General features: G+C 69.3%; 29 protein-coding genes, 1 tRNA gene and 5 pseudogenes. 24 read left to right on the forward strand and 11 right to left on the reverse strand.

The window, feature by feature from the left end:
- Nucleotide 1 precedes the first annotated feature (1 nt).
- From serS to AV541_RS06365, 5 genes and pseudogenes are all read left to right on the forward strand, one after another.
- The gene (gene serS / locus AV541_RS06345; RefSeq protein ID WP_060384514.1) at nt 2-1,267 is read left to right on the forward strand and encodes a serine--tRNA ligase; all 1,266 of its coding nucleotides are present in this window, start codon (nt 2-4) and stop codon (nt 1,265-1,267) included.
- Entirely contained in the window at nt 1,258-2,367 is a 1,110-nt protein-coding gene (gene menC, locus AV541_RS06350) for an o-succinylbenzoate synthase (protein WP_008630708.1), read from the forward strand. The genes serS and menC overlap by 10 nt, the downstream gene beginning before the upstream one ends.
- Nucleotides 2,340-3,122, forward strand: coding sequence for a GNAT family N-acetyltransferase (locus AV541_RS06355; RefSeq protein ID WP_060384837.1), 783 nt, complete (start codon nt 2,340-2,342; stop codon nt 3,120-3,122). Before menC ends, AV541_RS06355 begins: the two co-directional genes overlap by 28 nt.
- Nucleotides 3,103-4,209 (forward strand): annotated as a pseudogene (locus AV541_RS13395) (amidohydrolase family protein). Before AV541_RS06355 ends, AV541_RS13395 begins: the two are co-directional and overlap by 20 nt.
- Nucleotides 4,209-5,321, forward strand: a pseudogene (locus tag AV541_RS06365) (chloride channel protein); the annotation flags it as partial. The pseudogenes AV541_RS13395 and AV541_RS06365, both read left to right, overlap by 1 nt.
- Nucleotides 5,322-5,376: 55 nt before the next feature.
- On the opposite strand, the gene AV541_RS11150 reads toward AV541_RS06365, so the two are convergent.
- On the reverse strand, nt 5,377-6,042 hold the full coding sequence (locus AV541_RS11150) for a PIG-L deacetylase family protein (protein WP_209440259.1): 666 nt from the start codon (nt 6,040-6,042) through the stop codon (nt 5,377-5,379).
- 69 nt (nt 6,043-6,111) lie between these two features.
- Here AV541_RS11150 and aroH point away from each other — a divergent pair, with 69 nt between their 5' ends.
- Entirely contained in the window at nt 6,112-6,480 is a 369-nt protein-coding gene (aroH, locus tag AV541_RS06370; RefSeq protein ID WP_011172959.1) for a chorismate mutase, read from the forward strand.
- Nucleotides 6,481-6,536: 56 nt separating this feature from the next.
- The gene (locus AV541_RS06375) at nt 6,537-6,971 is read left to right on the forward strand and encodes a hypothetical protein (RefSeq protein WP_008630701.1); all 435 of its coding nucleotides are present in this window, start codon (nt 6,537-6,539) and stop codon (nt 6,969-6,971) included.
- Between the two features lie 105 nt (nt 6,972-7,076).
- Here AV541_RS06375 and AV541_RS12430 read toward each other — a convergent pair whose 3' ends face one another.
- The 3 genes from AV541_RS12430 to AV541_RS06385 are packed head-to-tail and all read right to left on the reverse strand — an operon-like array spanning nt 7,077 to nt 9,813.
- Nucleotides 7,077-7,658 carry a WD40 repeat domain-containing protein gene (locus tag AV541_RS12430; RefSeq protein ID WP_244880481.1) on the reverse strand — a complete coding sequence of 194 codons (582 nt, stop codon included), beginning with the start codon at nt 7,656-7,658 and terminating at the stop codon, nt 7,077-7,079.
- Complete coding sequence (locus AV541_RS12435; RefSeq protein ID WP_244880482.1) at nt 7,556-8,227, reverse strand: WD40 repeat domain-containing protein; 672 nt, start codon at nt 8,225-8,227, stop codon at nt 7,556-7,558. The genes AV541_RS12430 and AV541_RS12435 overlap by 103 nt, the downstream gene beginning before the upstream one ends.
- Nucleotides 8,224-9,813, reverse strand: a complete 1,590-nt coding sequence (locus AV541_RS06385; protein ID WP_060384516.1) for an aldehyde dehydrogenase family protein — start codon at nt 9,811-9,813, stop codon at nt 8,224-8,226. The genes AV541_RS12435 and AV541_RS06385 overlap by 4 nt, the downstream gene beginning before the upstream one ends.
- 61 nt (nt 9,814-9,874) lie before the next feature.
- Here AV541_RS06385 and AV541_RS06390 point away from each other — a divergent pair, with 61 nt between their 5' ends.
- From AV541_RS06390 to AV541_RS06400, 3 genes are all read left to right on the forward strand, one after another.
- On the forward strand, nt 9,875-10,261 hold the full coding sequence (locus tag AV541_RS06390; RefSeq protein ID WP_008630698.1) for a GatB/YqeY domain-containing protein: 387 nt from the start codon (nt 9,875-9,877) through the stop codon (nt 10,259-10,261).
- On the forward strand, nt 10,258-10,806 hold the full coding sequence (locus tag AV541_RS06395) for an NUDIX domain-containing protein (protein ID WP_014629715.1): 549 nt from the start codon (nt 10,258-10,260) through the stop codon (nt 10,804-10,806). Before AV541_RS06390 ends, AV541_RS06395 begins: the two co-directional genes overlap by 4 nt.
- 117 nt (nt 10,807-10,923) lie before the next feature.
- Nucleotides 10,924-12,222, forward strand: coding sequence for an acetyl ornithine aminotransferase family protein (locus tag AV541_RS06400; RefSeq protein ID WP_014629716.1), 1,299 nt, complete (start codon nt 10,924-10,926; stop codon nt 12,220-12,222).
- Between the two features lie 37 nt (nt 12,223-12,259).
- Here AV541_RS06400 and AV541_RS06405 read toward each other — a convergent pair.
- Nucleotides 12,260-12,334 (reverse strand) — tRNA-Ala (locus AV541_RS06405).
- 184 nt (nt 12,335-12,518) lie between these two features.
- Here AV541_RS06405 and rpsB point away from each other — a divergent pair.
- Genes rpsB through AV541_RS06445 form a run of 8 tightly spaced genes read left to right on the forward strand, consistent with a single transcriptional unit; the run spans nt 12,519 to nt 18,806 of the window.
- Nucleotides 12,519-13,289 (forward strand): 30S ribosomal protein S2, encoded by a 771-nt coding sequence (rpsB, locus tag AV541_RS06410; protein WP_060384517.1) that lies wholly within the window; start codon nt 12,519-12,521, stop codon nt 13,287-13,289.
- Complete coding sequence (gene tsf, locus AV541_RS06415) at nt 13,286-13,876, forward strand: translation elongation factor Ts (protein ID WP_060384518.1); 591 nt, start codon at nt 13,286-13,288, stop codon at nt 13,874-13,876. Before rpsB ends, tsf begins: the two co-directional genes overlap by 4 nt.
- A gap of 56 nt (nt 13,877-13,932) precedes the next feature.
- On the forward strand, nt 13,933-14,634 hold the full coding sequence (gene pyrH / locus AV541_RS06420) for a UMP kinase (protein ID WP_060384519.1): 702 nt from the start codon (nt 13,933-13,935) through the stop codon (nt 14,632-14,634).
- 12 nt (nt 14,635-14,646) lie between these two features.
- Nucleotides 14,647-15,204, forward strand: coding sequence for a ribosome recycling factor (gene frr, locus AV541_RS06425; protein WP_014510208.1), 558 nt, complete (start codon nt 14,647-14,649; stop codon nt 15,202-15,204).
- 39 nt (nt 15,205-15,243) lie between these two features.
- Nucleotides 15,244-16,068 carry a phosphatidate cytidylyltransferase gene (locus AV541_RS06430; protein ID WP_060384520.1) on the forward strand — a complete coding sequence of 275 codons (825 nt, stop codon included), beginning with the start codon at nt 15,244-15,246 and terminating at the stop codon, nt 16,066-16,068.
- Entirely contained in the window at nt 16,065-17,168 is a 1,104-nt protein-coding gene (dxr, locus tag AV541_RS06435) for a 1-deoxy-D-xylulose-5-phosphate reductoisomerase (RefSeq protein ID WP_060384521.1), read from the forward strand. The genes AV541_RS06430 and dxr overlap by 4 nt, the downstream gene beginning before the upstream one ends.
- A complete protein-coding gene (locus AV541_RS06440; protein WP_060384522.1) occupies nt 17,165-18,175 on the forward strand; it encodes a M50 family metallopeptidase in 1,011 nt (336 codons plus the stop codon). The genes dxr and AV541_RS06440 overlap by 4 nt, the downstream gene beginning before the upstream one ends.
- A gap of 1 nt (nt 18,176) precedes the next feature.
- On the forward strand, nt 18,177-18,806 hold the full coding sequence (locus AV541_RS06445) for a glycosyltransferase family 2 protein (RefSeq protein ID WP_060384523.1): 630 nt from the start codon (nt 18,177-18,179) through the stop codon (nt 18,804-18,806).
- On the opposite strand, the pseudogene AV541_RS06450 reads toward AV541_RS06445, so the two are convergent.
- The 6 genes and pseudogenes from AV541_RS06450 to recX form a co-directional block, all read right to left on the reverse strand.
- Nucleotides 18,793-19,325: pseudogene (locus AV541_RS06450) on the reverse strand (hypothetical protein). The gene AV541_RS06445 and the pseudogene AV541_RS06450 sit on opposite strands and share 14 nt — an antisense overlap.
- 99 nt (nt 19,326-19,424) lie before the next feature.
- Nucleotides 19,425-20,209, reverse strand: a pseudogene (proC, locus tag AV541_RS06455) (pyrroline-5-carboxylate reductase).
- A complete protein-coding gene (locus tag AV541_RS06460; protein ID WP_060384524.1) occupies nt 20,206-21,402 on the reverse strand; it encodes an RsmB/NOP family class I SAM-dependent RNA methyltransferase in 1,197 nt (398 codons plus the stop codon). Before AV541_RS06460 ends, proC begins: the two are co-directional and overlap by 4 nt.
- Nucleotides 21,399-21,671, reverse strand: a complete 273-nt coding sequence (locus AV541_RS06465) for a stage V sporulation protein S (protein WP_008630673.1) — start codon at nt 21,669-21,671, stop codon at nt 21,399-21,401. Before AV541_RS06465 ends, AV541_RS06460 begins: the two co-directional genes overlap by 4 nt.
- An 82-nt stretch (nt 21,672-21,753) precedes the next feature.
- Nucleotides 21,754-22,197: a type II toxin-antitoxin system RatA family toxin gene (locus tag AV541_RS06470; RefSeq protein ID WP_060384525.1), complete on the reverse strand. Its 444-nt coding sequence runs from the start codon at nt 22,195-22,197 to the stop codon at nt 21,754-21,756.
- A gap of 3 nt (nt 22,198-22,200) precedes the next feature.
- Nucleotides 22,201-22,629, reverse strand: a complete 429-nt coding sequence (gene recX, locus AV541_RS06475) for a recombination regulator RecX (RefSeq protein ID WP_060384526.1) — start codon at nt 22,627-22,629, stop codon at nt 22,201-22,203.
- 17 nt (nt 22,630-22,646) lie between these two features.
- On the opposite strand from recX, the gene AV541_RS06480 reads away from it, so the two are divergent.
- The 6 genes and pseudogenes from AV541_RS06480 to AV541_RS11155 all read left to right on the forward strand — a co-directional run.
- Nucleotides 22,647-23,333 carry a metallophosphoesterase gene (locus tag AV541_RS06480; RefSeq protein WP_060384527.1) on the forward strand — a complete coding sequence of 229 codons (687 nt, stop codon included), beginning with the start codon at nt 22,647-22,649 and terminating at the stop codon, nt 23,331-23,333.
- A gap of 15 nt (nt 23,334-23,348) precedes the next feature.
- Entirely contained in the window at nt 23,349-23,861 is a 513-nt protein-coding gene (locus AV541_RS06485; RefSeq protein WP_244880483.1) for an MBL fold metallo-hydrolase, read from the forward strand.
- Nucleotides 23,786-24,100, forward strand: coding sequence for an MBL fold metallo-hydrolase (locus AV541_RS12440; protein ID WP_244880484.1), 315 nt, complete (start codon nt 23,786-23,788; stop codon nt 24,098-24,100). Before AV541_RS06485 ends, AV541_RS12440 begins: the two co-directional genes overlap by 76 nt.
- On the forward strand, nt 24,097-24,375 hold the full coding sequence (locus tag AV541_RS06490) for an Lrp/AsnC family transcriptional regulator (RefSeq protein ID WP_008630655.1): 279 nt from the start codon (nt 24,097-24,099) through the stop codon (nt 24,373-24,375). The genes AV541_RS12440 and AV541_RS06490 overlap by 4 nt, the downstream gene beginning before the upstream one ends.
- Nucleotides 24,372-24,920 carry a CPBP family intramembrane glutamic endopeptidase gene (locus AV541_RS06495; RefSeq protein WP_008630653.1) on the forward strand — a complete coding sequence of 183 codons (549 nt, stop codon included), beginning with the start codon at nt 24,372-24,374 and terminating at the stop codon, nt 24,918-24,920. Before AV541_RS06490 ends, AV541_RS06495 begins: the two co-directional genes overlap by 4 nt.
- Before the next feature lie 61 nt (nt 24,921-24,981).
- Nucleotides 24,982-25,590 (forward strand): annotated as a pseudogene (locus AV541_RS11155) (PrkA family serine protein kinase); the annotation flags it as partial.

Genomic DNA, 25,590 nt, shown 5'->3' on the forward strand with positions numbered 1-25,590 from the left:
CATGGTGGACCTCAAGCGCCTGCGCCAGGAGCCCGAGGTCTTCCACCGGGCCATCCGGGAAAAGGGGGTGGCGCTGGACCTGGAAGCCCTCCTCGCCCTGGACCGGGAGGTCCAGGAACTGAAAAAGCGCCTCCAGGAGGTCCAGACCGAGCGCAACCAGATCGCCAAGCGGGTCCCGAAGGCCCCCCCGGAGGAGAAGGAGGTCCTCATCACCCAGGGCAAGGCCCTGGGGGAGGAGGCGAAGCGACTGGAGGAGGCCCTAAGGGAGAAGGAGGCGCAGCTTGAGGCCCTCCTCCTCCAGGTCCCCCTCCCCCCCTGGCCCGGGGCGCCCGTGGGGGGCGAGGAGGCGAACCGGGAGATCAAGCGGGTAGGGGCCCCGCCGGAGTTTTCCTTCCCTCCTTTGGACCACGTGGCCCTCATGGAGAAGAACGGCTGGTGGGAGCCCAGGATCAGCCGGGTCTCGGGGAGCCGCTCCTACGCCCTAAGGGGGGACCTCGCCCTCTACGAGCTCGCCCTCCTCCGCTTCGCCATGGACTTCATGGCGAAGCGGGGCTTCCTCCCCATGACCCTCCCCTCCTATGCCCGGGAGAAGGCCTTCGTCGGCACCGGCCACTTCCCCGCTTACCGCGACCAGGTATGGGCCATCGCCGAGACCGACCTCTACCTCACGGGCACCGCCGAGGTGGTCCTGAACGCCCTCCACTCCGGGGAGATCCTCCCCTACGAGGCCCTTCCTTTGCGCTACGCCGGCTACGCCCCCGCCTTCCGCTCCGAGGCGGGAAGCTTCGGAAAGGACGTGCGGGGGCTCATGCGGGTCCACCAGTTCCACAAGGTGGAGCAGTACGTCCTCACCGAGGCCAGCCTCGAGGCCTCCGACCGGGCCTTCCAGGAACTCCTCCAAAACGCCGAGGAGATCCTGGGGCTTCTTGAACTCCCCTACCGCCTGGTGGAGGTGGCCACGGGGGACATGGGCCCGGGGAAGTGGCGGCAGGTGGACATTGAGGTCTACCTGCCCTCGGAGGGGCGCTACCGGGAAACCCACTCCTGCTCGGCCCTTCTGGACTGGCAGGCCCGGCGGGCGAACCTCCGCTACCGCGACCCCGAAGGCCGGGTCCGGTACGCCTACACCCTGAACAACACCGCCCTCGCCACCCCCCGCATCCTGGCCATGCTCCTGGAAAACCACCAGCTCCAAGACGGCCGGGTGCGGGTCCCCAAGGCCCTCGTCCCCTACATGGGCAAGGAGGTGCTGGAACCGTGCGGATAGAGGCGGCCGAGCTCAGGATTTTGGAGCTTCCCCTGAAGTTCCGCTTTGAGACGAGCTTCGGGGTCCAGACCAAGAGGACCATCCTCCTCCTAAGGCTTTTCGGGGAAGGGCTAGAGGGCCTCGGGGAAGGGGTGATGGAGCGCCTTCCCCTCTACCGGGAGGAGACGGTGGCGGGGGCCAGGTACCTCCTGGAAGAGGTCTTCCTGCCCCGGGTCCTGGGGCGGGACCTCCCCAACCCCGAGGCCCTCAGGGAAGCCCTTGCGCCCTTCCGGGGCAACCCCATGGCCAAGGCGGTCTTGGAGATGGCCTTCTTTGACCTCTGGGCCAAGGCCCTGGGGAGGCCGCTTTGGCAGGTCCTGGGCGGGGTGCGGCAGGCGGTGGAGGTGGGGGTCTCCCTGGGCATCCAGCCCACGGTGGAGGACACGCTTAAGGTCGTGGAGCGGCACCTCGAGGAGGGCTACCGCCGCATCAAGCTCAAGATCAAGCCGGGCTGGGACTACGAGGTCCTGAAGGCGGTGCGAGAGGCCTTCCCCGAGGCCACCCTCACCGCCGACGCCAACAGCGCCTATAGCCTTGCCGACCTCGCCCGGCTCAAGCGCCTGGACGAGCTTTGGCTGGACTACCTAGAGCAGCCCCTGGCCTACGACGACCTCCTGGACCACGCCAAGCTCCAGCGGGAGCTTGCCACCCCCATCTGCCTGGACGAGAGCCTCACGGGGGCGGAGAAGGCGAGGAAGGCCATTGAGCTTGGGGCGGGCCGGGTCTTCAACGTCAAGCCCGCCCGCCTCGGCGGCCACGGGGAGAGCCTCCGGGTGCACGCCCTGGCCCAAAGCGCCGGGATCCCCCTCTGGATGGGGGGGATGCTGGAGGCGGGGGTGGGGAGGGCCCACAACCTCCACCTGGCGACCCTTCCCGGCTTCACCAAGCCCGGGGACGTGAGCTCGGCGAGCCGCTACTGGGAGGAGGACCTCATAGAGGAGGCCCTCGAGGCCAAGGACGGCCTCATGCCCGTGCCGGAGGGCGTGGGCATCGGGGTCCACCTGAAGCTTCCCTTCGTGGAGCGGGTCACGCTATGGCAGAGGTACATGTCCGCGAGCTAAAGGGCTGGGAGGAGATGGAGGAGGTGGTGGCCCTCCAGCGGGAGGTCTGGGGGCGCGCGGAAAGCGACCTGGTGCCGCGGGGCCTCCTCATCGCCGTCCAGGACGAGGGGGGGCTTGTGGCCGGGGCCTTCGCCGAGGGGAGGATGGTGGGCTTCGTCTTCGGCTTCCCCACGAAGGACCCCGCCCTCCACCACTCCCACATGCTGGGCGTCCTGGAGGCCTATAGGGGCACGGGGGCGGCCCTCCTCCTCAAGCGCTTCCAAAGGGACTGGTGCCTGGCCCGGGGCATCCGCAAGGTGGTCTGGACCTTTGACCCCATGCGGGGGGTGAACGCCAACTTCAACCTGCGGAAGCTCGGGGCCACGGCCAGGACCTACCTCCCCGACCACTACGGCCCCATGTCGGGCATCAACGCCGGGGCCCCCTCGGACCGGCTCCTCGCCGAGTGGGACCTCCTCTCGGAAAGGGTCTACGCCCGGCTCTACGCCCCCCCGCCCGAGCCCGAGGCGGCGGGCCTCCCCCAGGTGAACCGGGTGGAAAGGGAGGTGCCTCTTGAGGCGAGGCTTGACCTCGAGGCCGAGAGGCTCCTCTTCCAGATCCCCGAGGACTGGGGGAGGATCCTCCGGGAAGACCCCGGCCTCGCCCTGAAGTGGCGGGAGCACAGCCGCCTGGTCCTCCCCCACTACTTCGCCCGGGGCTACCGCCTGGTGGACCTCGTCCGCCACCCCAACCGCTATGTCCTGGCTAAGGACTGAACTCTGGACCGCCCAGGTGGTCTACACCGGCTTCGGTACCCCCATGCTCCGGGGGCCTTGGCGGTGCAGGGCGGGTTCGTGGTGGGCCAGGGGAGCCTGGAGGAGCTGAGGGCCCGCTTCCCCGAAGGAGAGGTGGTCCACAAGGGCTTTGCCCTCCTCCCGCCCCCGGTGAACGCCCACACCCACCTGGACCTCTCCCTCCTCCCCCTCTACCGGGGGCCCTTCGCGGGCTTCCTCTCCCACGTGGTGGCCCACCGGGAACGGCGTGGCCTCGAGGGGGCGAAAAGGGGCCTGGAGGAGCTTCTGGCTTCGGGAGCGGGGGCCTTCGCCGACATCGTCTTCAAGGACGAGGTGATGGACTTCCTCCTTTCGGAAAGCCCCCTCCCCGGGGTGGCCTTCTACGAGGTCTTCGCCCCGGAGCCTTCCCTGGCGGAGGAAACCTTCGCTGCGGTGCGGCGGAAGGTGGAGGCCTGGCGGAGGCGGGAGGGCAAGGTGAAGGTGGGGCTTTCCCCCCACGCCCCCTATTCCGTGAGCCCCCCTCTCCTCAAGCGGCTTGCGGAGTGGGCCAGGGCCGAGGGCCTCCCCCTCATGGTCCACGCAGCGGAAAGCCCCGAGGAAGTGGCCTTCCTCGCCCGGGGGAGGGCCCCTTGCGGGAGGTGTACGGGCGCTTCGCCAAGACCCCCTGGACCCCCCGGGCACCACCCCCGTCCGCTACCTCCACGCCCTCGGGGTCTTGGGCCCCACCACCCTCCTCGTCCACGGGGTCCAGGTGGACGAGGAGGAGGCGGGGCTTTTGGCGGAGACCGGCACCAAGGTGGTCCTCTGCCCCCGCTCCAACGCCAACCTCGAGGTGGGGGAAGCCCCCATCGCCCTCTACGCCAAACACGGGGTGGAACTCGCCCTGGGCACGGACTCCAAAGCCAGTAGCCCCAATCTGGACGTGCGCCAGGAAGCCCTCTTCCTTTGGGAGAAGGCCGACCCCCGCCTCCTGGTCCGGGCCTTAACCCGGGGCGGGTATAAGGCCTTGGGCCTCCCCACGCCCAGGCTCACCCGGGGGACACCCCTTTCTTTGGTACACTTCCTGTGATGCGGCGGCCTTCTTCCCCGGCGGAGGGCGAGGCTCAGACCGGTCCCCTCATCCTCTACAGCCTCCTCGCAGGAGGGCTTGCGGGCGGCGCGGCCCTCCTTGCAAGCCTAGCCCTAAAGGCGGTGGAGGTGCAGGTGGGCGGCCTCCTCGGGTACCTCCCCCCTGGCCCCCCCGGGGAGGGTGGGCTCGGCCAGGCCTTCACGGGCCCCTCCTCCCCCCTCCTTCCCCTCCTCCTTCTCCCCGCCCTCTTCGCCCTTTCCGGCTGGCTGGCAAGCCTTCCCGGGGCCTTTCCCCGGGCCCGGGCCTACCTCGCCGCCCTGGTCCAGCTTGGGGCCTACTCCCCCCTGGGCCGGGAGGGGCTTTTCGGCGGCCTAGGCCTCTGGGTGGGGGAAGCCTTGGGAAAGAGGTTTTCCCGCATCGGGCAGGTCCTGGCCTTCGCGGGCTTGGCAGCGGGACTTGGGGCAAGCCTCCACGCCCCCGTGGCCGGGGCCCTCCTCGCCACGGAGATGCGCTACCGGGGGCTCCGCCTCGAGGCCCAGGCCCTGGCCCCCGCCCTCCTCGGGGCCCTCGCCGGCTTCACCGTCTACGGGGCCCTCCTGGGCTACGCCCCCTTGGTCCCGGTCCGGGCGGAGGCCTCCTGGGGCGCCCTGCCCCTGGGCTTCGGCCTGGGCCTCGGGGCCGCCCTTCTCGGCACCCTCTGGCTCCAAGGGGCTGGGCTTTTGGAGCGGGGGTCTTCCCGCCTTTCCCTCCCTTTGCGCCACGGCCTTTTGGGCCTCGCCCTGGGCCTCGCCCTTCTCCTCGCCCCCGAGGCCCTAGGCCAGGGGACGGGCTGGCTTGCCCTGGCCACCACCCCCCTTCTCTTCCCCGAGGCGGTCCTCTACCTCCTCCTGGCCAAGGGGCTCCTCCTCGTCCTGGCCCTGGGGAGCCGGGCTCCTGGGGGGCTCCTCACCCCCGCCCTCGTCCTCGGGGGGCTCCTGGGGGCCCTCGTGGGCAAGCTCCCCCTCCCCGCCGCCCTCCCCGGGCCGGAGGCCCTGGCCCTGGCCTCCGGGGCCGCCCTGCTTGCGGGCGTGGCCCGGGCCCCCTTCGCCGCCCTCGTCCTCGCGGCGGAGTGGGGCGGTTACGCCCTCCTGCCCCTCGTCCTCCCCGCGGTCTTCGTGAGCTACGCCCTCACCGAGGCCCAAAGCCTAGGCCCGGAAGGGCAAGCGGCGCCTCCGTCTGAAACGCCTCCGCAAACCGCACCCCCGCCCTCTGGCCCAGAAGCCGCCTCCGGGCCCGGAAGTCCTCGAGGGTGAAGGGCCAGCGGTAGAACGCCTGGTAGAAGCTGAAGACCGCCTCCGCCACCTCCTGGGTGGGGGTGGTGTCCACGTAGACCCAGGGCCGCGCGAGGTCCTCCCGAGGGTAGTGGAAGAGGCGCACGGGCTTCCTGTGGGCCTCTCCCACGAGTTTGGGGATGCGGCAGAGCTTCAGGGCGGAAAGCACCGCCTGGTGGGTGGCCCGGTGGTCCGGGTGGACGTCCAGGGGGTCCCAGGTGATCACGGCGTCCGGCCGGAACTCGGCCATGAGCCGGGCCAGGGCCAGGGCCTCCTCCCGGCCCCCGGTGAGCAGGGTGTCCCGGAAGGGCAAGAAGCGGGGCTCGGCCCCGATGAGCCCCGCCACGTGGGCCCCGTGCCCTTCCCGCACCCGGGCCACCTCCTCGGGCGGCGCGTCCCCGAACTGGCTGGCGAGCTCCCCCCGGGTCATCCAGACGAGCATCACCCGGTCCCCCTTCTGGGCGTGGAGGGCGAGGGTGCCGGCCGCCCCGATCTCGTCGTCCGGGTGGGCAAAGACGGCCATGAGGTTCACGAAGGCCAGTCTACACCGGCTTGCCCCTCGGCCCAAAACCCCTTAGGATAGGCCGTAACCATGGTCCGGGGCATCCGCGGCGCCATCACCGTGGAAGAGGACACCCCGGAGGCCATCCACCAGGCCACCCGGGAACTCCTCCTGAAGATGCTGGAGGCGAACGGCATCCAGAGCTACGAGGAGCTCGCCGCCGTCATCTTCACCGTCACCGAGGACCTCACCTCCGCCTTCCCCGCCGAGGCCGCGCGGCAGATCGGCATGCACCGGGTCCCCCTCCTCTCCGCCCGGGAGGTGCCGGTGCCGGGAAGCCTCCCCCGGGTGATCCGGGTCCTCGCCCTCTGGAACACGGACACCCCCCAGGACCGGGTGCGCCACGTCTACCTGAGGGAAGCGGTGCGGCTCCGGCCTGATCTGGAAAGCGCCCAATGAGCCTTGACACGCCGGTCCCCCGGGCGTATCCTGAAAAAGGCTAAAGGAGGTGCGGGATGAAGAAGGCGTATCTGGTTTGGGGGATGGCGGCGCTTATTAGCCTGGGAGTGGCCCAGCAGGCGGGAGGCCTCACCCTGGAGGGGGTAGAAGCCCTGCGGCAGGAGGCCCGGAAGGCCTACCCCGTGGGGTTCGTGGACCTCGCCCCCTGGAAGCGGGCCCTGGAGGCGGCGGAGGCCCTGGCGAAGCAGAACCCCAACGACCTCCGGGCCCTTCGCCTTCTGGCCGAGATCTACACCGAGACCCAGTGGGCCATCCGCGCCTGGGAGGCCTGGATGAACTACCGGGAGAAGGGAGGCACCTGGGACGAGGCCGCCAGGCAGGCGGCGGCCAAGGTGGCCCGTACCCTGGCCTTCTACGCCAACCAGCGCGGGGACCGGGCCGAGGCGGAGCGCTGGGCGGCCCAGGCCCAGGCGGTGGAGGCGGGCCAGTAATACCACCCCATGCTGGCTTGCGCCAGCATGAAGGCCCTGGCGCAAGGTTCCTAGGGGCCTCCTAGGGCCCCTAGGGTGAAGAAAACCGGAAGCAAGGGTATAAGTCTAGGGCAGGCGGAAGAGGAGGACCCGACCCTCCCCCCCGCCCGTGGCCAGGGCGGGGGTTTGGGGGTTAAAGTCCAGCCCGTACACCGCACCGGTATGCCCCACGTAAACCCGCTCCAAAAGGCCCGCCTCGAGGTCGTAGAGGCGCACCTCCCGGTCCTGCCCTCCGGAGGCCAAATAGCGGCCGTCAGGGCTGAAGGCCAGGCCCAGGGGCAGGTCCTTGTGGGCGTAGAGGAGCCGGGGTTCGGGCCCGCCCGGGGCCAGGAGGTCCAAAAGCCTCACTCCCCCGTCCGCCGAACCCACGGCGAGGTAGCGGCCGTCGGGGCTGAAGGCCAGGGCGTAGACGGGACCTCCCGGGACCCGGACCTCCCCCCGCTTCCCCGGGAGGGCGAGGTCCCACACCTCCACCCGGCCCACGGAAAGCCCCAAAGCGAGGACCCTCCCCCCGGGGCCCTGGGCCGCGGAGAAGAGGTAGGGGCTTAGGGGGCGGGCGGCCAGGACCTTGCCCGTGGCGGGGTCAAACAGGGTGAGGTTCCCCCGGAGCTGGAGGCCAAAGAGGCGGCCCTGGGCGTCAAAGCCCACCTTGAGGAAGGCCGGGCCCTTGCCCAAAGCCCGGAGGAAGCGGCCCTGGGCCTCGTACAGGCGCACCGTCCCATCCCCGAGGCCGAGGCGAGGTAGCGGCCGTCGGGGCTAAAGGCCAGGTCGCGCACGTAGGAGGCGTGCCCCTTGAGGTCCAAGGGAGGACGGCCCGGGGGGAGGAGGCGGACCTGCCCGGCCGCGTCCCCCAGGGCCAAGACCCCCTTGGGGCCGTAGGCCAGGGCGTAGACCAGGCCCTTGCCCCCCTTCAGGGCCTCCCCCCGGGGGTCATAGCGCAGGAGTTCGGCGGTGAAGGCCCCCAGGCCCCCCTCCCCCACCTCCACCCGGGCCTCGTAGGCCAGGTAGGTCCCCCCGGGCTCCTCGAGGCGCAGGCGGAGAAGGTGGCGGCCCGGAGCGGCCCGGACCTCGAGGGGGCAGGTCCCCAAGGGGCTCCCGTCCCAGAAGACCTGGGCGGGCCTGGCCTCCCCCCGGAAGCGGCAGTCCAGTTGAAAGGCCGGGGCCAGGTTCTGGGCCAGGGCCGGAAGGAGTAGGAAGAGGAGACCCAGCGCCCTCATCCCAACACCTCCTCCCAAGGCGTGGGCGCCTTGGGGCTCACGTAGCCCGTGTCCATCTGGGCGAGCTGCAGCCTCCCCGAGTACTCCTCGTTCACGGCGTGCCAGTAGGTGTACTCCTCCAAGACCCAGATCCCCGACTCCCTCCCCCCGTTGCCGCTCGCCTTCACCCCGCCGAAGGGGAGGTGGGCCTCGGCGCCCACGGTGGTGTTGTTCACGCTGGTCATCCCCGCCCGGATCCCCACCTTGAAGAGGTAGGCCCAGTGGCGGTGGTTGGTGTAGATGGCGCTGGAAAGGCCGTAGGGGGTGCTGTTGGCCACCGCTATGGCCTCCTCAATCCCGTCCACCTTGACGAGGTTGATCGTGGGCCCGAAGACCTCCTCCGTGAAGAGGCGCGTCCCCGGCCTCACCTCCCAGACCGTGGGCCAGCCGTAAAGCCCGGCCTCCGGGTCCCCCAGGAAGCGGGGGTAGGGGTTTTCCCGCGTGATCCGGCCCCGGCCGAAGAGGAGCCTCGCCCCCTCCGCCTCCCCCACCCGGTAGTGCTCCTGCCAGCGGGCGAAGAAGCGCTCGTTGATGAAGGGCCCGTAGGTGACCTCGGGGTGGAGGAGGGGGTTGCCCACCAGGGTGGCCTCCACCCGCTCCAGGAAGCGGCGCTTGAACTCCTCGTAGATGGGGGCGTCCACCAGGATGTTCCCCGCGGAGGTGCACCGCTGCCCTCCCGTGGCGAAGGCGCTCCACCAGGCCCCCTCCACGGCGAGGTCCAGGTCGGCGTCCCGCATGACCACCAGGGGGTTCTTGCCCCCAAGCTCCAGGGTGGGCCGGATCAGGTTCCGCCCCGCCACCTCCCCGATCCAGCGCCCCACCTGGGTGGAGCCGGTGAAGGCGAACTTCTGGAAGAGGCCCTCGTCCATGAGCTCCACCATCCACTGGCCCGTGGAGCCTTTCCCGCCGCCGAAGACGACGTTGAGGACGCCCGGGGGCAGGCCCGCCTCCTCAAAGAGCTTGGCGAAGACGTAGGAGAGGGTGGGGGCGTCCTCGGAAGGTTTCCACACGATGGTGTTCCCCGTGAGGACGGCGGGGATGAGCTTCCAGCTGGGGACGGCGATGGGGAAGTTTCCGGCGGTGATGATCCCCACCACGCCCAAGGGCCTGCGGAAGGTGAAAAGCTCCTTGTCCCGCATCTCGCTGGGGACGGTCTGGCCGTAGAGCCTCCGGCCCTCCGAGGCGAAGAAGAGGGCGGTGTCTATGGCCTCCTGCACGTCCCCCGCCGCCTCCTTGGGGGTCTTGCCCACCTCCCGCACCATGAGCCGGGTGAGGGTGGGCTTCTCCCGCTCCAGGATCTTCACCAGGTTGAAGAGGACCTGGCCCCGGATGGGGGCGGGGGTCCGGCTCCACTCGGCGAAGGCCGCCTGGGCCTTCAGGGCCGCCTTGCGCACCAGGTCCTTGGAAGCCTCCGGGAAGCGGGCGACCACGTCCTCCCGGTCCGAGGGGTTGCGGCGCTCCAGAAGGGGGCCCTCGAGGGCCTCCTCCCCGCCCACGAGGTGGCCAAACTCCAAGGTGTTCCCGTACTTGCTTGCTACTTTGCGCATCGGGGACCTCCGTAGGGGATTTTACCCTCTCCACGGCCGCCCCCGGGGTAAACTGGGTCCCATGGGCATCTACGAGGCCATCCAGGCCACGATCAAGGAGGCGATGAAGGCCCGGGACGAAAGGACCCTGGCCTTCGCCCGGGTGGTCAAGGCGGAGCTGGACCGCAAGGGCGACGGGAAGCCCCTCCCCGACGAGGAGGCGGTGAAGGTGCTGAAGGCCCTCAAGGAGATCGCCCTGGAGCAGGGCAACGACTTTGAAGCGGAGTTTCTGGACCGCTTCCTGCCCAAGGAGATGTCCGAGGAGGAGCTGGAGGCCTGGATCCGGGAGCACGTGGACCTCTCCCAGTTCAAAAACCCCCTCGCGGCCATCGGGGTGGTCACCAAGGCCCTGGGGCCCAAGGCCCCGGGGGAGAAGGTGCGCAAGGTCATCGAGCGCCTCACGCGATGAGCCCCTGGGAGCGCATCCTCCTCGAGGAGATCCTCTCCGAGCCCGTCCGCCTGGTGAAGGAACGGGTACGGACGCACACGGGCCGGGAGCTCACCTACGTCTACCGCCCGGGCCCCGTGGCCGCAAGCTTCGTCCTCCCCGTGACGGAGAGGGGCACGGCCCTCCTCGTCCGTCAGTACCGCCACCCCACGGGCAAGTTCCTCCTGGAGGTTCCGGCGGGGAAGGTGGACGAGGGGGAAACCCCGGAAGAGGCGGCGAGGCGGGAGCTAAGGGAGGAGGTGGGGGCCGAGGCGGAAACCCTCATCCCCCTGCCCTCCTTCCACCCCCAGCCCTCCTTCACGGCGGTGGTCTTCCACCCCTTCCTCGCCCTGAAGTCCCGGGTGGTCGCCCCGCCCACGCTGGAAGAGGGAGAGCTTCTGGAGAGCCTGGAGCTTCCCCTCACCGAGGTCTACGCCCTCCTCGCCAAAGGCGAGATCCAGGACGCCTCCACCGCCCTCACCCTCTTCTACGCGGAACCTCACCTGAAGCGCTTGGGCCTGCTCTAATCCCGTACCGCAAAGGGCGCCTAGGGGCTTCCCGGGCCGGCAGGGGTATAAAAGCCGAGGCCTGGCGCATAAACTCGGGCTAGGATCCCCTTCCTTTCCCCGGTAGACTGGCCCTGTATGAAGCCCAGCGTCCGCACTCCTCTTCCCGGGCCCAAGGCCCGGGCCCTCCTGGAGCGGGGAGAAAAGGTCCTCTCCCCCTCCTACGTGCGCCCTTACCCCTTCGTGCCCGCAAGGGGCCAGGGAGCCTTTTTAGAAGACGTGGACGGCAACCTCTTCCTGGACTTCATGTCCGGCATCGCGGTGAACACCACGGGCTACGCCCACCCCAAGGTGGTGGAGGCGGTCCGGGCCCAGGCGGAGCGCTTCGCCCACGTCTGCTTCTCCGACTTCACCCACGAGCCCACCCTCTCCCTGGCGGAGCGGCTCGTGGGCAAACTGGGCAGGGGCTACCGGGTCTTCTTCGGCAACTCGGGCACCGAGGGGGTGGAGGCGGCCATCAAGCTCGTCCGCTACCACACCCGGCGCCCCTACCTTTTGGCCTTCACCGGGGCCTTCCACGGCAGGAGCCTCGGCGCCCTCTCCCTCACCGCCAGCAAGAGCGCCTACCGCCAAGGCTTCGCCCCCTTCCTTCCCGGCGTGGTCCACCTTCCCTTCCCCAACCCCTTCCGCCCCCCCTTGGGGGCCCGCCCGGAAGAGGTGGGAGATGCGGTGCTGGAGCACCTGGAGCACCTCTTCCAGACCGTCCTCCCGCCCGAGGAGGTAGCCGCTTTGTTCCTCGAGCCCATCCAAGGCGAAGGCGGGTACGTGGTGCCGCCCCCCGGGTTCATCCCCCGGCTGAAGGAGGTTCTGGACCGCTTCGGCATCCTGCTGGTGGCCGACGAGGTCCAGACCGGGGCGGGGCGCACGGGTCGGTTTTTCGCCCTGGAACACGAAGGCGTACAGGCGGACGTGTACGTCCTGGCCAAGGGCCTGGCCTCGGGGTACCCCATAAGTGCCGTCCTCTTCCGGGAAGAACTGGGAAGCTGGCCCCCCGGGGCCCACGGCACCACCTTCGGCGGACAGGCGGTGGCGGCCGCGGCGGCCCACGCCACCCTTGACCTTCTGGAAGAGGGGCTCCAGGAGAACGCCGCCAGGCTTGGGGAGTTCCTCCTCAAGGAGCTTCGCGCCCTCAAGCGCCGCTTCCCCTTCCTGGGGGACGTGAGGGGCCGGGGCCTGATGATCGGCCTGGACTTCGGCGACCCGGACCACCCCCGGCCCGACCTCAGGGACAAGGCGGTGCGCCTCGCCTTTGAGAAAGGGCTCCTCCTCCTCCCCGCCGGGCCCTCCGCCCTCCGCATCGCCCCACCCCTCGTCCTGACCCAGGAGGAGGCCGCCCTTGGGCTTGAGATCCTGGAGGAGGTCTTCCGCGCCCTCTAAGGCGAACCCCCCGGCCTCGAGGCCGGGGGGGCCTATCTGGTGGAGCGGCGGGGATTTGAACCCCGGACCTCCCGCTTGCAAGGCGGGTGCTCTCCCTCTGAGCTACCGCCCCAGGCCTAGGGGAGTATAGCCCAAGGGAGGGGGTTTCGCAAAGGGGACCCTGGGCCTATAATCGGGAAGGTGCGCCGGACCAGCCCTCGGGCAGGGGAAGGTCCCGCGGGAAAGAGGCCGGCGCGCCCGCACGCCGTCCTAGCGAAGGCGTAGACCTAAGCCCAACCTTCCCCGATGGGAGGAATATGCCCGTAGAGATCACGGTTAAGGAGCTCCTGGAAGCCGGTGTCCACTTCGGCCACGAGAGGAAGCGCTGGAACCCCAAGTTCGCCCGCTACATCTATGCGGAGCGGAACGGCATCCACATCATTGACCTCCAGAAGACCATGGAGGAGCTGGAGCGCACGTTCCGCTTCATTGAGGACCTGGCCATGCGCGGCGGGACGATCCTCTTCGTGGGCACCAAGAAGCAGGCCCAGGACATCGTGCGCATGGAAGCGGAGCGGGCAGGCATGCCCTATGTGAACCAACGCTGGCTGGGCGGCATGCTCACCAACTTCAAGACCATCTCCCAGCGGGTCCACCGGCTGGAGGAGCTGGAGGCCCTCTTCGCCTCCCCGGAGATTGAGGAGCGCCCCAAGAAGGAGCAGGTGCGGCTGAAGCACGAGTTGGAACGGCTTCAGAAGTACCTCTCCGGCTTTCGCCTCCTGAAGCGCCTCCCCGACGCCGTCTTCGTCGTGGACCCCACCAAGGAGGCCATCGCCGTCCGGGAGGCGAGGAAGCTCTTCATCCCCGTGATCGCCCTGGCGGATACGGACTCCGACCCCGACCTGGTGGACTACATCATCCCCGGCAACGACGACGCCATCCGCTCCATCCAGCTCATCCTCTCCCGGGCGGTGGACCTCATCATCCAGGCCCGGGGCGGGGTGGTGGAGCCCTCCCCCTCCTACGCCCTGGTGCAGGAGGCGGAAGCCACCGAGACGCCCGAGGGCGAAAGCGAGGTGGAAGCATGAGCCAGACCGAACTCATCAAGAAGCTGCGCGAGGCCACGGGGGCCGGCATGATGGACGTAAAGCGGGCCCTCGAGGACGCCGGCTGGGACGAGGAGAAGGCGGTCCAGCTCCTTAGGGAGCGGGGGGCGATGAAGGCCGCCAAGAAAGCGGACCGGGAAGCCCGCGAGGGCATCATCGGCCACTACATCCACCACAACCAGCGGGTTGGGGTCCTGGTAGAACTCAACTGCGAGACGGACTTCGTGGCCCGGAACGAGCTCTTCCAGAACCTGGCCAAGGACCTCGCCATGCACATCGCCATGATGAACCCCCGCTACGTCTCCGCCGAGGAGATCCCCGCCGAGGAGCTGGAAAAAGAGCGGCAGATCTACATCCAGGCCGCCCTGAACGAGGGGAAGCCCCAGCAGATCGCCGAGAAGATCGCCGAAGGCCGCCTCAAGAAGTACCTGGAGGAGGTGGTTCTGCTGGAGCAGCCCTTCGTCAAGGACGACAAGGTCAAGGTGAAGGAGCTCATCCAAGAGGCCATCGCCAAGATCGGCGAGAACATCGTGGTCCGACGCTTCTGCCGCTTTGAGCTGGGGGCGTAAGCCATGAAGGCGCACCGGGGCCCGGCGTTTCCGGGGCCCCGGTTTTCCATGAAGCCATGAAGTACAAGCGGGTTCTCCTCAAGCTTTCCGGCGAGTTCCTCACCCGAAATGGCTTCGGCATCGAGCCCGAGGCCACCCAGGCCCTGGCCCGGGAGATCAAGGCCGCCTACGACACCGGGGTCCAGCTCGCCATCGTCATCGGGGCGGGCAACCTCTGGCGGGGCGCCCGCCAGGGGGTGGGGATGGACCGGGCCACCGCCGACTATATCGGCATGCTGGCCACCATCATGAACGCCCTCGCCCTCCAGGACGCCCTGGAGTCCCTGGGCGTCCCCACCCGGGTCCAGACCGCCCTCACCATCACCCAGGTGGCCGAGCCCTACATCCGCCGCAGGGCCCTCCGCCACCTGGAGAAGGAGCGGATCGTGATCTTCGGCGGGGGGACGGGCAACCCCTTCTTCTCCACGGACACCGCCGCCGCCCTAAGGGCCCTCGAGGTGGGGGCCGAGGTGGTCCTCATGGCCAAGAACAAGGTGGACGGGGTCTACTCCGACGACCCCCGCAAAAACCCCGAGGCCGTGCGCTTTGACGAGCTCACCTACCTGGAGGTCCTGAACCGGGGCCTCCAGGTGATGGACACCACGGCCATCACCTTGTGCATGGAGGCGGGGCTTCCCATCGTGGTCTTTGACATCTTCAAACCCGGCGCCCTGGTGAGTATTATCCAGGGGGAAAAAGTGGGCACCCTCATCCACTAGAAAGGAGGCGGTATGACCCTGAAGGAGCTTTACGCGGAAACCCGAAGCCACATGCAAAAGAGCCTCGAGGTCCTGGAGCACAACCTGGCGGGCCTCCGCACCGGCCGCGCCAACCCCGCCCTCCTCCTGCACCTGAAGGTGGAGTACTACGGCACCCACGTCCCCCTGAACCAGATCGCCACCGTGACCGCCCCGGACGCCCGAACCCTCGTGGTCCAGTCCTGGGACCAGAACGCCCTCAAGGCCATAGAGAAGGCCATCCGGGACTCGGACCTGGGCCTTAATCCCAGCAACAAGGGGGACGCCCTTTACATCAACATCCCGCCCCTCACCGAGGAGAGGCGAAAAGACCTGGTGCGGGCGGTGCGCCAGTACGCCGAGGAGGGGCGGGTGGCCATCCGCAACATCCGCCGCGAGGCCTTGGACAAGCTGAAGAAGCTGGCCAAGGAACTCCATCTCTCCGAGGACGAGACCAAGCGGGCGGAGGCGGAGATCCAGAAGATCACCGACGAGTTCATCGCCAAGGCCGACCAGCTTGCGGAGAAGAAGGAGCAGGAGATTCTGGGCTGACCCCGGCATGCCGCGCCCCCGCTTGCCCAAGGGGGAGGAATGACGGACCACCTCCCCACCCGCGTCTTCTCCGCCCTGGCCGGGGCTCTTCTCCTCCTCCTCGTCCTTTGGGGGGGCATCCCCCTCATCCTCCCCACCCTCCTCTTTGTCCACTGGCTCGGCACCCGGGAGCTCGCGGAGATGCTGGCGAGGAGGGGGATCGCCCTCAACACCCCCCTCCTTTTGGCGGGAGGGGTTTTGGTCTTTCTCTTCTCCTTGCCCCAGCTCTACTGGCACTTCCCCCAGGTGCCCTGGCGGGAGGTGGCCCTGGGCCTCTTCCTCCTCGCCAGCTTCAGCTACGAGCTACTCTTTGGGGCCAACCTCCCCCGCTTCGCCTTCGGCCTCATGGCCTTCTTGTACCTGCCCTGGAGCCTGGGGTACGTCCTCCTCCTCAGGGAGACCCCGGACGCGGCCATGGGCCTTTGGACACTCTCCCTACCCATCGTGGCCAGCTTCGCCACGGACATCGGGGCCTATTTCATCGGACGGACTTTCGGCAGGCGGAAGCTGGCCCCGGAGATCTCCCCAGGGAAGACGGTGGAGGGCTCGGTGGGGGGGATCGTGGTGAGCTTCCTCGCCCTGGTGGTCTACACCGGCTTGGTGCGGGAGGTCTTCCCCTTCGGTTTACTGGAGCTTTGGCTTTTCAGCCTCCTTCTCTCCTTAGGGGCCCAGCTCGGGGACCTCGCTGAGTCCATGCTGAAGCGCTTCGCCGGGGTGAAGGACTCAGGGAGCTTCCTCCCCGGGCACGGCGGTCTTCTGGACCGGATAGATAGCCTCCTCTTCGCCTTCCCCCTCACGTACTTCCTGGTGGTGCTTTTCACATGAAGCGGGTCGTCGTCCTCGGATCCACGGGTTCCATCGGAAAGCAGGCCCTCGAGGTCTGCCGCCTGAGGGGTTACGAGGTGGTGGGCCTCGCCGCCGGGAAAAACCTCGAGGCCCTCTCCCGGCAGATCGCCCTTTGGAAACCCCATCTGGTGGCGGCGGAGGAAAGCCTCCACGCCGAGCTAAAGGCCCGCTTCCCCGGGCTTAGGCTCGCCACGGCCGAGGAGGTGGCCGCCCTGGAGGCGGAGGTGGCCGTGGCCGCCATCCCGGGCTTGGCCGGGCTCGCCCCTACCCGCATGGCGGTGCGGACCGGGAAACGGGTGGCCCTCGCCAACAAGGAGGCCATGGTGGCGGCGGGGCCCCTCCTCTGGCAGGAGGCGGAGGCCCACGGGGCCGAGATCCTCCCCGTGGACTCGGAGCACTCCGCCCTCTTCCAGGCCCTCCTCGGGGAGAGGCGGGAGGACGTGGCCGAGCTCATCCTCACGGCAAGCGGGGGGCCTTTCCTCAGGGAGCCTGAGGACCTCGCCCAGGTGACCCCGGAGATGGCCCTCCGCCACCCCCGCTGGCGGATGGGCCCCAAGGTCACCGTGGACTCCGCCACCCTCTTCAACAAAGGCCTCGAGGTCCTGGAGGCCAAGGAGCTCTTCCGCTTTCCCTTGGAGAGGGTCAAGGTCCTCATCCACCCCCAGGCTTACGTGCACGGCCTGGTGCGCTTCGTGGACGGAAGCCTGAAGGCCCAGCTCGGCCCCACGGACATGCGCCTTTTCATCCAGTACGCCCTCACCTACCCCGAGCGGGCGGAGACCCCCCTGAAGGACCTCCCCATCCCCGGGGTCCTGGAATTCTTAGAGCCCGACCTCAAGCGCTTTCCCGCCCTCGCCGTGGCCTACGAGGCGGGAAGGCGGGGGGGCTTGGCCCAGGTGGCCGTCTCCGCCGCCGACGAGGTGGCGGTGGAGGCCTTCCTCCAGGGGAAAATCCCCTTCCCCCGCATCCCCGAGATCCTGGCCCGGGTGCTGGAAGCCACCCCCGCAGAGCCGCTAACATGGGAAAGCCTCTTCGCCGTGGACGCCTGGGCCCGGGAGGAGGCCAAGAGGTGGGCATGAGCCTGTTCTGGTTTCTGATCATCATCGGCGTCAGCGTCTTCGTCCACGAGCTCGGCCACTACCTGGCGGCGAGGCTTCAAGGGGTGCGGGTCAAGGCCTTTAGCATTGGCTTCGGTCCCATTCTTTGGCGAAGGGAGGCCTGGGGAACCGAGTGGCGGCTTTCCGCCATCCCCCTAGGGGGGTACGCCGACATCGAGGGCCTCCTCCCCGAGGAAAAGGGGCGGGGGTACGACGCCCTCCCCTTCCTGGGGAAGCTCCTCGTCCTGGTGGCGGGGGTGGCCATGAACGTCCTCCTCGCCTGGGGCCTCCTCGCCTACCTCTTCAGCGCCCAGGGGGTGCCCGAGGCCACGGGCCGGGCGGTGATCCTCGAGGTCCTGCCAGGAAGCGTGGCCGAGGAAGCAGGGCTTAAGCCTGGGGACATCCTCCTCGCCGTGGACGGGAAGCCCTTGGAAAGGCCCCAGGAGATTGAGCGGCTCAAGACCCCAGGCGCCCATACCCTGGCCGTGCTCCGCCAGGGGGAGGAGGTGGCCCTCTCCCTCACATGGGAGGAGGGGATGGAGCGCCTGGGGGTGGTCTACCAGCCAGAAGTGATCTACCGCAAGGTGGGCTTCCTGGAAGGGCTCGGCCTCGCCGCAGGGCGTACCCTGGCCTTCGGGCCCGCCCTCGTCCGGGCCCTGGTGGGGGGGCTTGTCGGCGTTCTCGCGGGGAACCCCGATAGCGGCGTCCTCGGCCCCGTGGGCATCCTGGCGGAAACGGGGCGGGCGGCCCAGGAAGGGCTTTTCCGCCTGGTGGAGCTCGCCGCCGCCATCAACCTCTCCCTCGCCCTCTTCAACCTCCTCCCCATCCCCGCTTTAGACGGCGGCCGCATCCTCCTCCTCTTCCTTGGCCGCTTCCTCCGCCTCCGGCCCGAGCAGGAGGCCACCGTCCACTACCTGGGCTTCCTCTTCCTCCTTCTCCTTCTCCTCCTGGTCACCTTCCAGGACCTGAGGCGGCTTCTCGGGGGGTGAGGTGGCGGAGGCCACGGTCCTGATCCCCGCCTTCAACGAGGAGGCCACCGTGGGCCGGGTGGTGCGGGTGGCCCGGGAGGCGGGGTTTCCCGTGGTGGTAGCGGACGACGGCTCTAGGGATGAAACCGCCCGAAAGGCCCGGGAGGCCGGGGCCGAGGTGGTGCGGCTAGAGGAGAACCGGGGGAAGGGCGGGGCCATCGCCGAGGGGCTTAAGGCAGTGGAAACCCCTTTCGTCCTCCTCCTGGACGCCGACCTCCTCGGGCTCCGTCCAGAGCACCTCTTCGCCCTGCTTGAGCCCCTCAAGAAAGGGGAGGCCCGGATGGCCGTGGGGGTCTTCCGGGGAGGGCGGGCCTCCACGGACCTGGCCATGCGCCTCACCCCCTTTCTCTCGGGCCAAAGGGCCCTCCGCCTGGAGGACTTGAGGAGCGTGCCCGGCTTGGAAAGGGCCCGCTACGACCTGGAGCTCCTCCTCACCCGGCACGCCAAGCAGGCGGGCTGGCCCGTGGTGTACGTGCCCCTAGAGGGGGTAAGCCAGGTGATGAAGGAGGAGAAGCGGGGGGTTCTCGCCGGGCTCGGCCACCGGCTCCGCATGTACTGGGAGATCCTGCGCTACCGGCTTAGGGCGCGCTGAAGCGGACGAGGCCCACGAGGCCCTCCCCCGCCCGGAAGGCCACTACGCCGAGGCCGGGGACAAGGTAGAGGAGCTTCACGTCGGCCCCGCCCCGCTCCGTGGTGAAGGCCACCCGCAGGCGGTAGGCGTTGAAGCGCCCCGCAGGCACCCTAACCCCCTCCACCCCCTCCACCCGGACCGCCAGGGCCACCCGCTGCTCCTGGAAGCGGGCGTTCCCCGACCAAAAAGCGCCCGGGACAAGCCTCTTCGGGTAGAGGAGGAGGGGCGGGACGAAGGGGAAGAACCCCTCGGGGAGCGCGACCCCTTCCAAGTAGATCCCCTCCGCGCCGAAGCGGAGCCGGTCCTCGCGGAAGACCTTCCCGTCCCGCCGGTAGGCGAGGCGGTACCCCCCTTCCACCGCCTCGAGCGCCTGGACCGTGCCGTCGCTGTAGACGTAAAGCCCCCCTCAGGGGGGAGGATCTGGGCCCAGGCCAGGCCGAGGAGGAGGCCAAGGCCGAAAAGCCGCGCCACCACCCCCATACCCTTCTTTCCCGCTTTGTTCGCCCTCCTGCCGCCCAAAATCCCCACCAAACCTTCTACCGGGGCCCCCATGCGGGCGCAAGCCCGCATGGGGTGGGATCACTCCGACTCGCCGAGCTCGTGCCCCCTCTGGGTGGCCGCCTCCACCGCCTCGTAAAAGGCCGCCCGCACCGCCCGGGCCTCGAGGGCGTGGAGGCCGTGGATGGTGGTGCCCCCGGGCTCGCCACCTCGTCCTTGACCTGGGCGGGGTGCCTGCCCTTGAGAAGCTCCCCCGTGGCCGCCAGGGCGTCCGCGGCGAGGCGGAGGGCCAGGGCCCGGGGCATGCCCATCTTCACCCCTGCGTCCGCCAAGGCCTCGGCCACCACCGCCAAATAGGCGGGGGCGGAGGCGGACATGCCGGTGAAGGCGTCGAAGAGGTGCTCGGGGATCTCGTACACGTCCCCCACCGTGGCGAAAAGGGCCCGGGCGAAGGCGAGGTCTCCCGCCTCCCTGGCCTCCCGCAGGGCCGTGAGGGCGGTGGAGCTCTCCCCGATGACCACCGCAAGGTTGGGCATGGCCCGGACTACGCGGCGGTTGTCCAGCCTGCGGGCGAGGACCGAGGTGGAGATCCCCGCCATGATGGAGATGTAGCCCAGGCGGTGGTGGGCGATCTCCGGGGCCAAGGCAGGAAAGTCCCGAGGCTGGACCGCGATCAGGACCCGCTCGGCCATGCCCAGGTCCGCCCGGGTCAAGGGGCGAACGCCAAAAGCCTCGGCGAGCTCCCGGCCCCGCTCGGGCGTCCGCCCCAAGACCCCCACCTCCTCCGGGCGCAAAAAGCCCCGCTCCAGAGCCCCCTTGAGGATGCTCCGGCCCATCTTGCCGAGACCCACAAAGACCAGCTTCATGCCTGAGAGTTTACCTTCCGAAGCCGGGCGTAATAGAAGCCGTCCAGCCCTCCCCTTGGGTCCACATAGACCCCAAGCCCCCGGGCGAGGAGGGGAAAGGGGGGGTGGACGGGCTCGGTGCGGAACTCAGGGTGGCGCGCGAGGAAAGCCCGCACCACCCCTTCCCCCTCCTCCTCCGTCAGGGTGCAGACGCTGTAGACGAGAACCCCCCCTTCCTCCGTGGCCTGGGCCGCCGTCTCCAGGAGGGCGAGCTGGAGCTCGGCCATGGCCTTGGGGTCCTCGGGGCCTAGGCGGTAGCGAAGCTCGGGGTGGGCGCGGAAGGTGCCGGTCCCGGTGCAGGGGGCGTCCAGGAGGACCTTTTTCGCCCGCTCAGGCACGGGCCGGGTCAGGTCCTGGGTGCGGTAGTGGACCCGGAAGCCGAGCCGCCGCGCCGTCCTCGCCCCCGCCTCCTGCCGCCTGGGGTTAAGGTCGTAAGAGATCACCTCCGCCCCCTGGGCGGCGAGGTAGAAAGCCTTGAGCCCGGCCCCACCGCAGAGGTCCAGCACCTTTTCTCCGGGCTTTGGGGCGAGGAGCTTTGCGGCAAAGAGAGAAGCGGGGTTTTGCGGCTGGAGGCCGAGGGCGGAAAAGTCGGTCTTGGGGCCTTCCCAAAGGTAGCTTCCCGGGACGGGACCGGGCCTTAGGTCCACCTCCCGGTAGGCGGTGACGAAGAGAGGGGCGGGCTCGTTGAAACCCTCGGCGAAGGCCACGTCCCCGAAGAAGCCCCGCCAGGCCTCGCAGAGCCAGTCGGGGAGGGAAAGGCGCACGCACTCCGGGGCCTCCCTAGGGGAAAGGCGCCGCAAAACGGCGTTCACCAGCCCGGCGAGGCCCGGGTAGCGGCGCTTCGCCTCCTCCACCCAGGGGCTCACCCGGGCGTGGTCCGGCTTGCCCTCAAGCCACTCCAGGGCCCCCAGGCGGAGGATCCAGCGCACCTCGGGGGGCAGGCCCTCGGGCCGGGGCAAGAGGGGGGCGAGGAGGTGGTCCAGAAGGCGGAGGCGGCGGAGGGCCCCGTAGACCAGGAAAGTGGCGTAGGCCCGGTCCCGCTCGGGCCAGGGGGCCCGCCTCAAGGCGCGGTCCAGAAGATGCTGGGCCCGCCCTCCCCGATCCACCTCGAGGAGGACGGACACCGCCAGGGCTCGAGGCGTCCCGGCCCTCAAGTTTCCAGGGGGTGGGCCTTGATGCTGAACTTCAGGGCGGTCCGCTCCTCGTTCTCCAGCTCCAGCTTGACGAAGGCGGGCTTCACCACCAGGTCCAGGTTGTCGGGGGCGATGTAGCCCCGGGCGATGGCGATGGCCTTCACCGCCTGGTTCACCGCCTGGGGCCCGATGGCCTGGACCTCCACCTCGCCCTTGGTGCGAAGAAGCGCCGCGATGGCGCCGGCCACGGAGTTGGGGCGGGACTTGGAAGAGACGCGCAACGTTTCCACTTTGACCTCCTATGAGCTCCCGGCCACCCTCAAAGCGTCTTGGGGCGGCTCAGGTCCATCCTAGAGCAGAGGCCCTCCCGGTTCAAGAGGAAGCGGCCAGGACCCGCTCCTCCAATCCCTTGAGGAGGCTTTCCACGTTCTCCTGCATGAGCTTCTGCACAAGCTTCTGCAAAAGCCCGCCGAAGATGGGGATGTTAAGCTCGTAGGTGAGGGTGAGGACCACCCGGGTCCCCTCCCCTTCCGGGAGGAAGACCCAGGTGCCCTCGTAGCGGTCAAAGTCCCCCTCGGGGGAGAAGAAGCGGTTCCTGAGGTTCTCGTCGTCCCACTCCTCCTCCTCCAGCCAGCGGACCTTCTTCCCCATGGCCACCGCCACCCATCGGCTCCTCGTGCGGGTGCCTTCCCGGGCCACCACCTCGAGGCTCTCCACCTCCTTCAGGTAGGGCTTGAGCCCCTCCAGGTCCTTGGCGAGCCGGTAGACCCGCTCGGGCGGGGCCGGGATGTAGCGTTCGGCGCGTACCTCGGGCATGGCCTACTTATACTGTTCCTCCTCCTCCTTGGCAAGCCGCCAGGCCTCCAGGGCCACCCCCAGGGGAAAGCCCCGCCCCGCGAGGAAGCGGACCGCCCGGGCCTTGTCCCCCCGGTGGCGGTAGCGGCGGAGGACCTCCAAGGCCTCCTCCACCCGGGCCTCGGGCAGGACCTCCTCCACCACCTCCTCCGGCACCCCCCGGGCGAGGAGAAGGGCCCTAAGCTTCCTCGGGCCGTACCGCCGGGCCCGGGTTTCCACAAAGGCCTGGGCGTAGGCCCGGTCGTCCAGGTAGCCCATGGCCTCCAGGCGCCCGAGGGCCGCTTCGGCCTCCGCCTCGCCGAAGCGGGCGGCGAGCTTCGCCTTTAGGGCCGCCCGGCTATACCCTTTGCGGGCGAGAAGGCGGAAGGCGTACGCCAAAGCCTCGCTCCCCATGGGATAATCTTAGGGCCATGCGCGTCTACGCCATCGCCGATCCCCACCTCTCCCGGGTCCACCCCAAGCCCATGACCGTCTTCGGAGCGGGCTGGGAGGGGCACCCGGAGGCCTTCTTCCGGGGGTGGCGGGAGGTGGTGGGCGAGGAGGACCTGGTGGTGGTCCCCGGGGACATCTCCTGGGCCATGCGCCTTTCCGAGGCGATCCCGGACCTCTTGGACCTCGCCCGCCTGCCCGGGAGGAAGGTCCTCCTCAAGGGCAACCACGACTACTGGTGGCCCTCCATCAGCCGCCTCCGGGCCGCCCTACCCCCAGGGATGTACGCCCTCCAAAACGACGCCCTGGTGGTGGATGGGGTGGCGGTGGCCGGGACGCGGGGCTGGCAGTACCCGCCCCAGACCCCGGAGGACGAGAAGGTTTTCGCCCGGGAGGTGGAGCGCCTTAAGCTCTCCCTGAAAGCCCTCGAGGGCAAACCCTACCGCCACCTGGTGGTGGCCTTCCACTTCCCCCCCTTCGGCCCCGGGGGGGAGGCCTCCCCCCTCCTGGAGCTCGCCGCAGAGGCCCATCCCCAGGCCATCGTCTACGGTCACCTCCACGGGGCCGACCCCGGGAAGCTCCCGCAAAGCTACCAGGGCATCCCCCTCCATCTGGTGGCGGCGGACGCCCTCCGCTTCCGGCCCAAGCTGATTCTGGAAGTGGACTGAGGTTATACTAAGTACATGCCTTGGCGACCTGTGGGGCATGGGGTGGAGGCCCTCTACCTGGCCACGCCCCTGGGACGCCGCGTGGGGTACGGGGTCTACGTGTACCGCTACCGGTGGCTTCTGGTGGACACGGGCCCCCCTAAGGCCCGCCCCTTCGCCCCCGAGGCCGAGGGCGCGCTCCTTACCCACGCCCACGAGGACCACGCCGGAGGAGCCTTTCGGCTCGGCCTCCCCGTCTACGGAAGCGCCCTGACGGCCGCCCTGGTCGCCGCCCCCAAGCCCCTCCGCCTCTACCGCCGCCTGGTCTGGGGAAACCCCCGCCCCGCACGGGTGGAGGTGGCCGAACGGGTGGGCCCCCTCCACCTCCTTCCCACCCCGGGCCACGCCCCCGACCACGTGGCCCTCTACGACCCCGGGGCCGGTCTCCTCTTCGGGGGGACCTCTTCCTGGGAGTGCGGGCGAGCCTCGCCACCCCGGGGTTTGACCTCCAGGCCCTCCTCCAAAGCCTCCGGAGGGTCCTCGCCCTAAAGCCCCGCGCCTTCTTCTGCGCCCACGCAGGGGCCCTCCAAGCCCCCCTGGAAGCCCTTCAGGCCAAGCTGGACTTTCTGGAGGGGAAGCGGGAGGAGGCCCTCCGCCTCAAGGCCCGAGGCCTCACCCCCAAAGAGGCCCTCCAGCGCCTCTTCGGAGGGGAAAGCCCTTTGGCCCTCCTCTCCGGCGGGGAGATGAGCCGCCTCGCCTTCGTGGAGGCCCTTATGATGGAGTCATGATCACCGCCTTCGTCCTCATCCGGGCCCGGGGGAACCGCGTCCAGGCCCTGGGGGAGGCCATCGCCGAGCTGCCCCAGGTGGCCGAGGTCTACTCGGTAACGGGGCCCTACGATCTCGTGGCCCTGGTGCGCCTGAAGGACGTGGAAGAGCTGGACGACGTGGTGACCCAGGGAATCCTCTCCCTGGAAGGGGTGGAACGGACGGAGACCCTCCTGGCCTTTCGCGCCTACCCCAGGCGGCTTCTGGATCAGGGCTTCGCCCTGGGGCAGGAGTGAAGCCCCCCTTCCTCTTCCTCCTCGCCCTCCAGGGGGGGCTCCTTCTCGTGGGCGGGGGCGGGATGCTCTGGCTTGGCCTTCCCCTCGCCCGGGACGCGGGCGGGGCGGGCTTTTGGGCTTTTGCCCTCCTCCTTGCCCTCCAGGGCCTCGAGGCCCTTTTCCGCCGCCTCTTCCCTGCCTCCTTCCGGGAAGCCGAGGCCCTGCACCGCGAGCTCGCCCTGGCCCTGAAACGCTCGGGAGCAAGTCCCCCTTTCCTCCTCGCCCTCGCCTTCGCCGCCGCTCTGGGGGAGGAAGTCTTCTTCCGGGGGTTCCTCCAAAGCCTCCTTATGGCCTGGCTTGGGGGCTTAGGCCTTTGGGTCCAGGCCCTCCTCTTCGCCCTCCTCCACCCCGCCCCCCTAAGGGCCTGGGCCTACCCCCTTTACACCGCCTTGGCGGGCCTCCTCTTTGGCCTCGCCTACCTCTATACGGGAAGCCTCGTCCCGGGCGTCCTCGCCCACTTCCTCCACAACGCCAAGGGCTTCTACGGGCTCTGGCGTGAGGCGTAGCAAAAACCCTCCCAAAAGTCAAGGTGTAGGCTCACAATCCCTGCCATTCCCGTGCTACAATGTGCGCCTGGTGGCCACGCTCAAAGCAGCCGCCCACCGCCTGGGCCCCGAACGGCGCATCCTCCTCCTCCACGGTCCCGTGGGCTCGGCCAAGAGCACCATCGCCCGCCTCCTGAAGAAGGGCCTCGAGGCCTACAGCCGCACGGAAGAAGGCAGGCTCTACACCTTCTACTGGAAAACCGAGGAGGGCCCCCTCCCCTGCCCCATGCACGAGGAACCCCTCCACCTCCTGCCCCAGGACCTCCGGGAGGCCCTCCTGGAGGAACTCAGGGCCCTCCACCCCGACTACCCCTACCCCCTCGAGGCGGAGGGGGAGCTCTGCCCCGTGTGCCGCTTCCAGATGCGGGAGGCCCTAAAGCGCTACGAGGGGGACCTGGCCGCCGTCTTGGAGAACGAGGTGGTGGTGAAACGCCTGGTCCTCTCGGAGAAGGAGCGGGTGGGCATCGGCACCTTCCAGCCCAAGGACGAGAAAAACCAGGACGCTACCGAGCTCACCGGGGACATCAACTACCGCAAGGTGGCCCTCTACGGCTCGGACTCCGACCCCCGGGCCTTCAACTTTGACGGGGAGCTCAATATCGCCAACCGCGGCCTGGTGGAGTTCATTGAG

The organism is Thermus parvatiensis (genome assembly GCF_001535545.1).
Taxonomy (GTDB): Bacteria; Deinococcota; Deinococci; order Deinococcales; family Thermaceae; genus Thermus; species Thermus parvatiensis.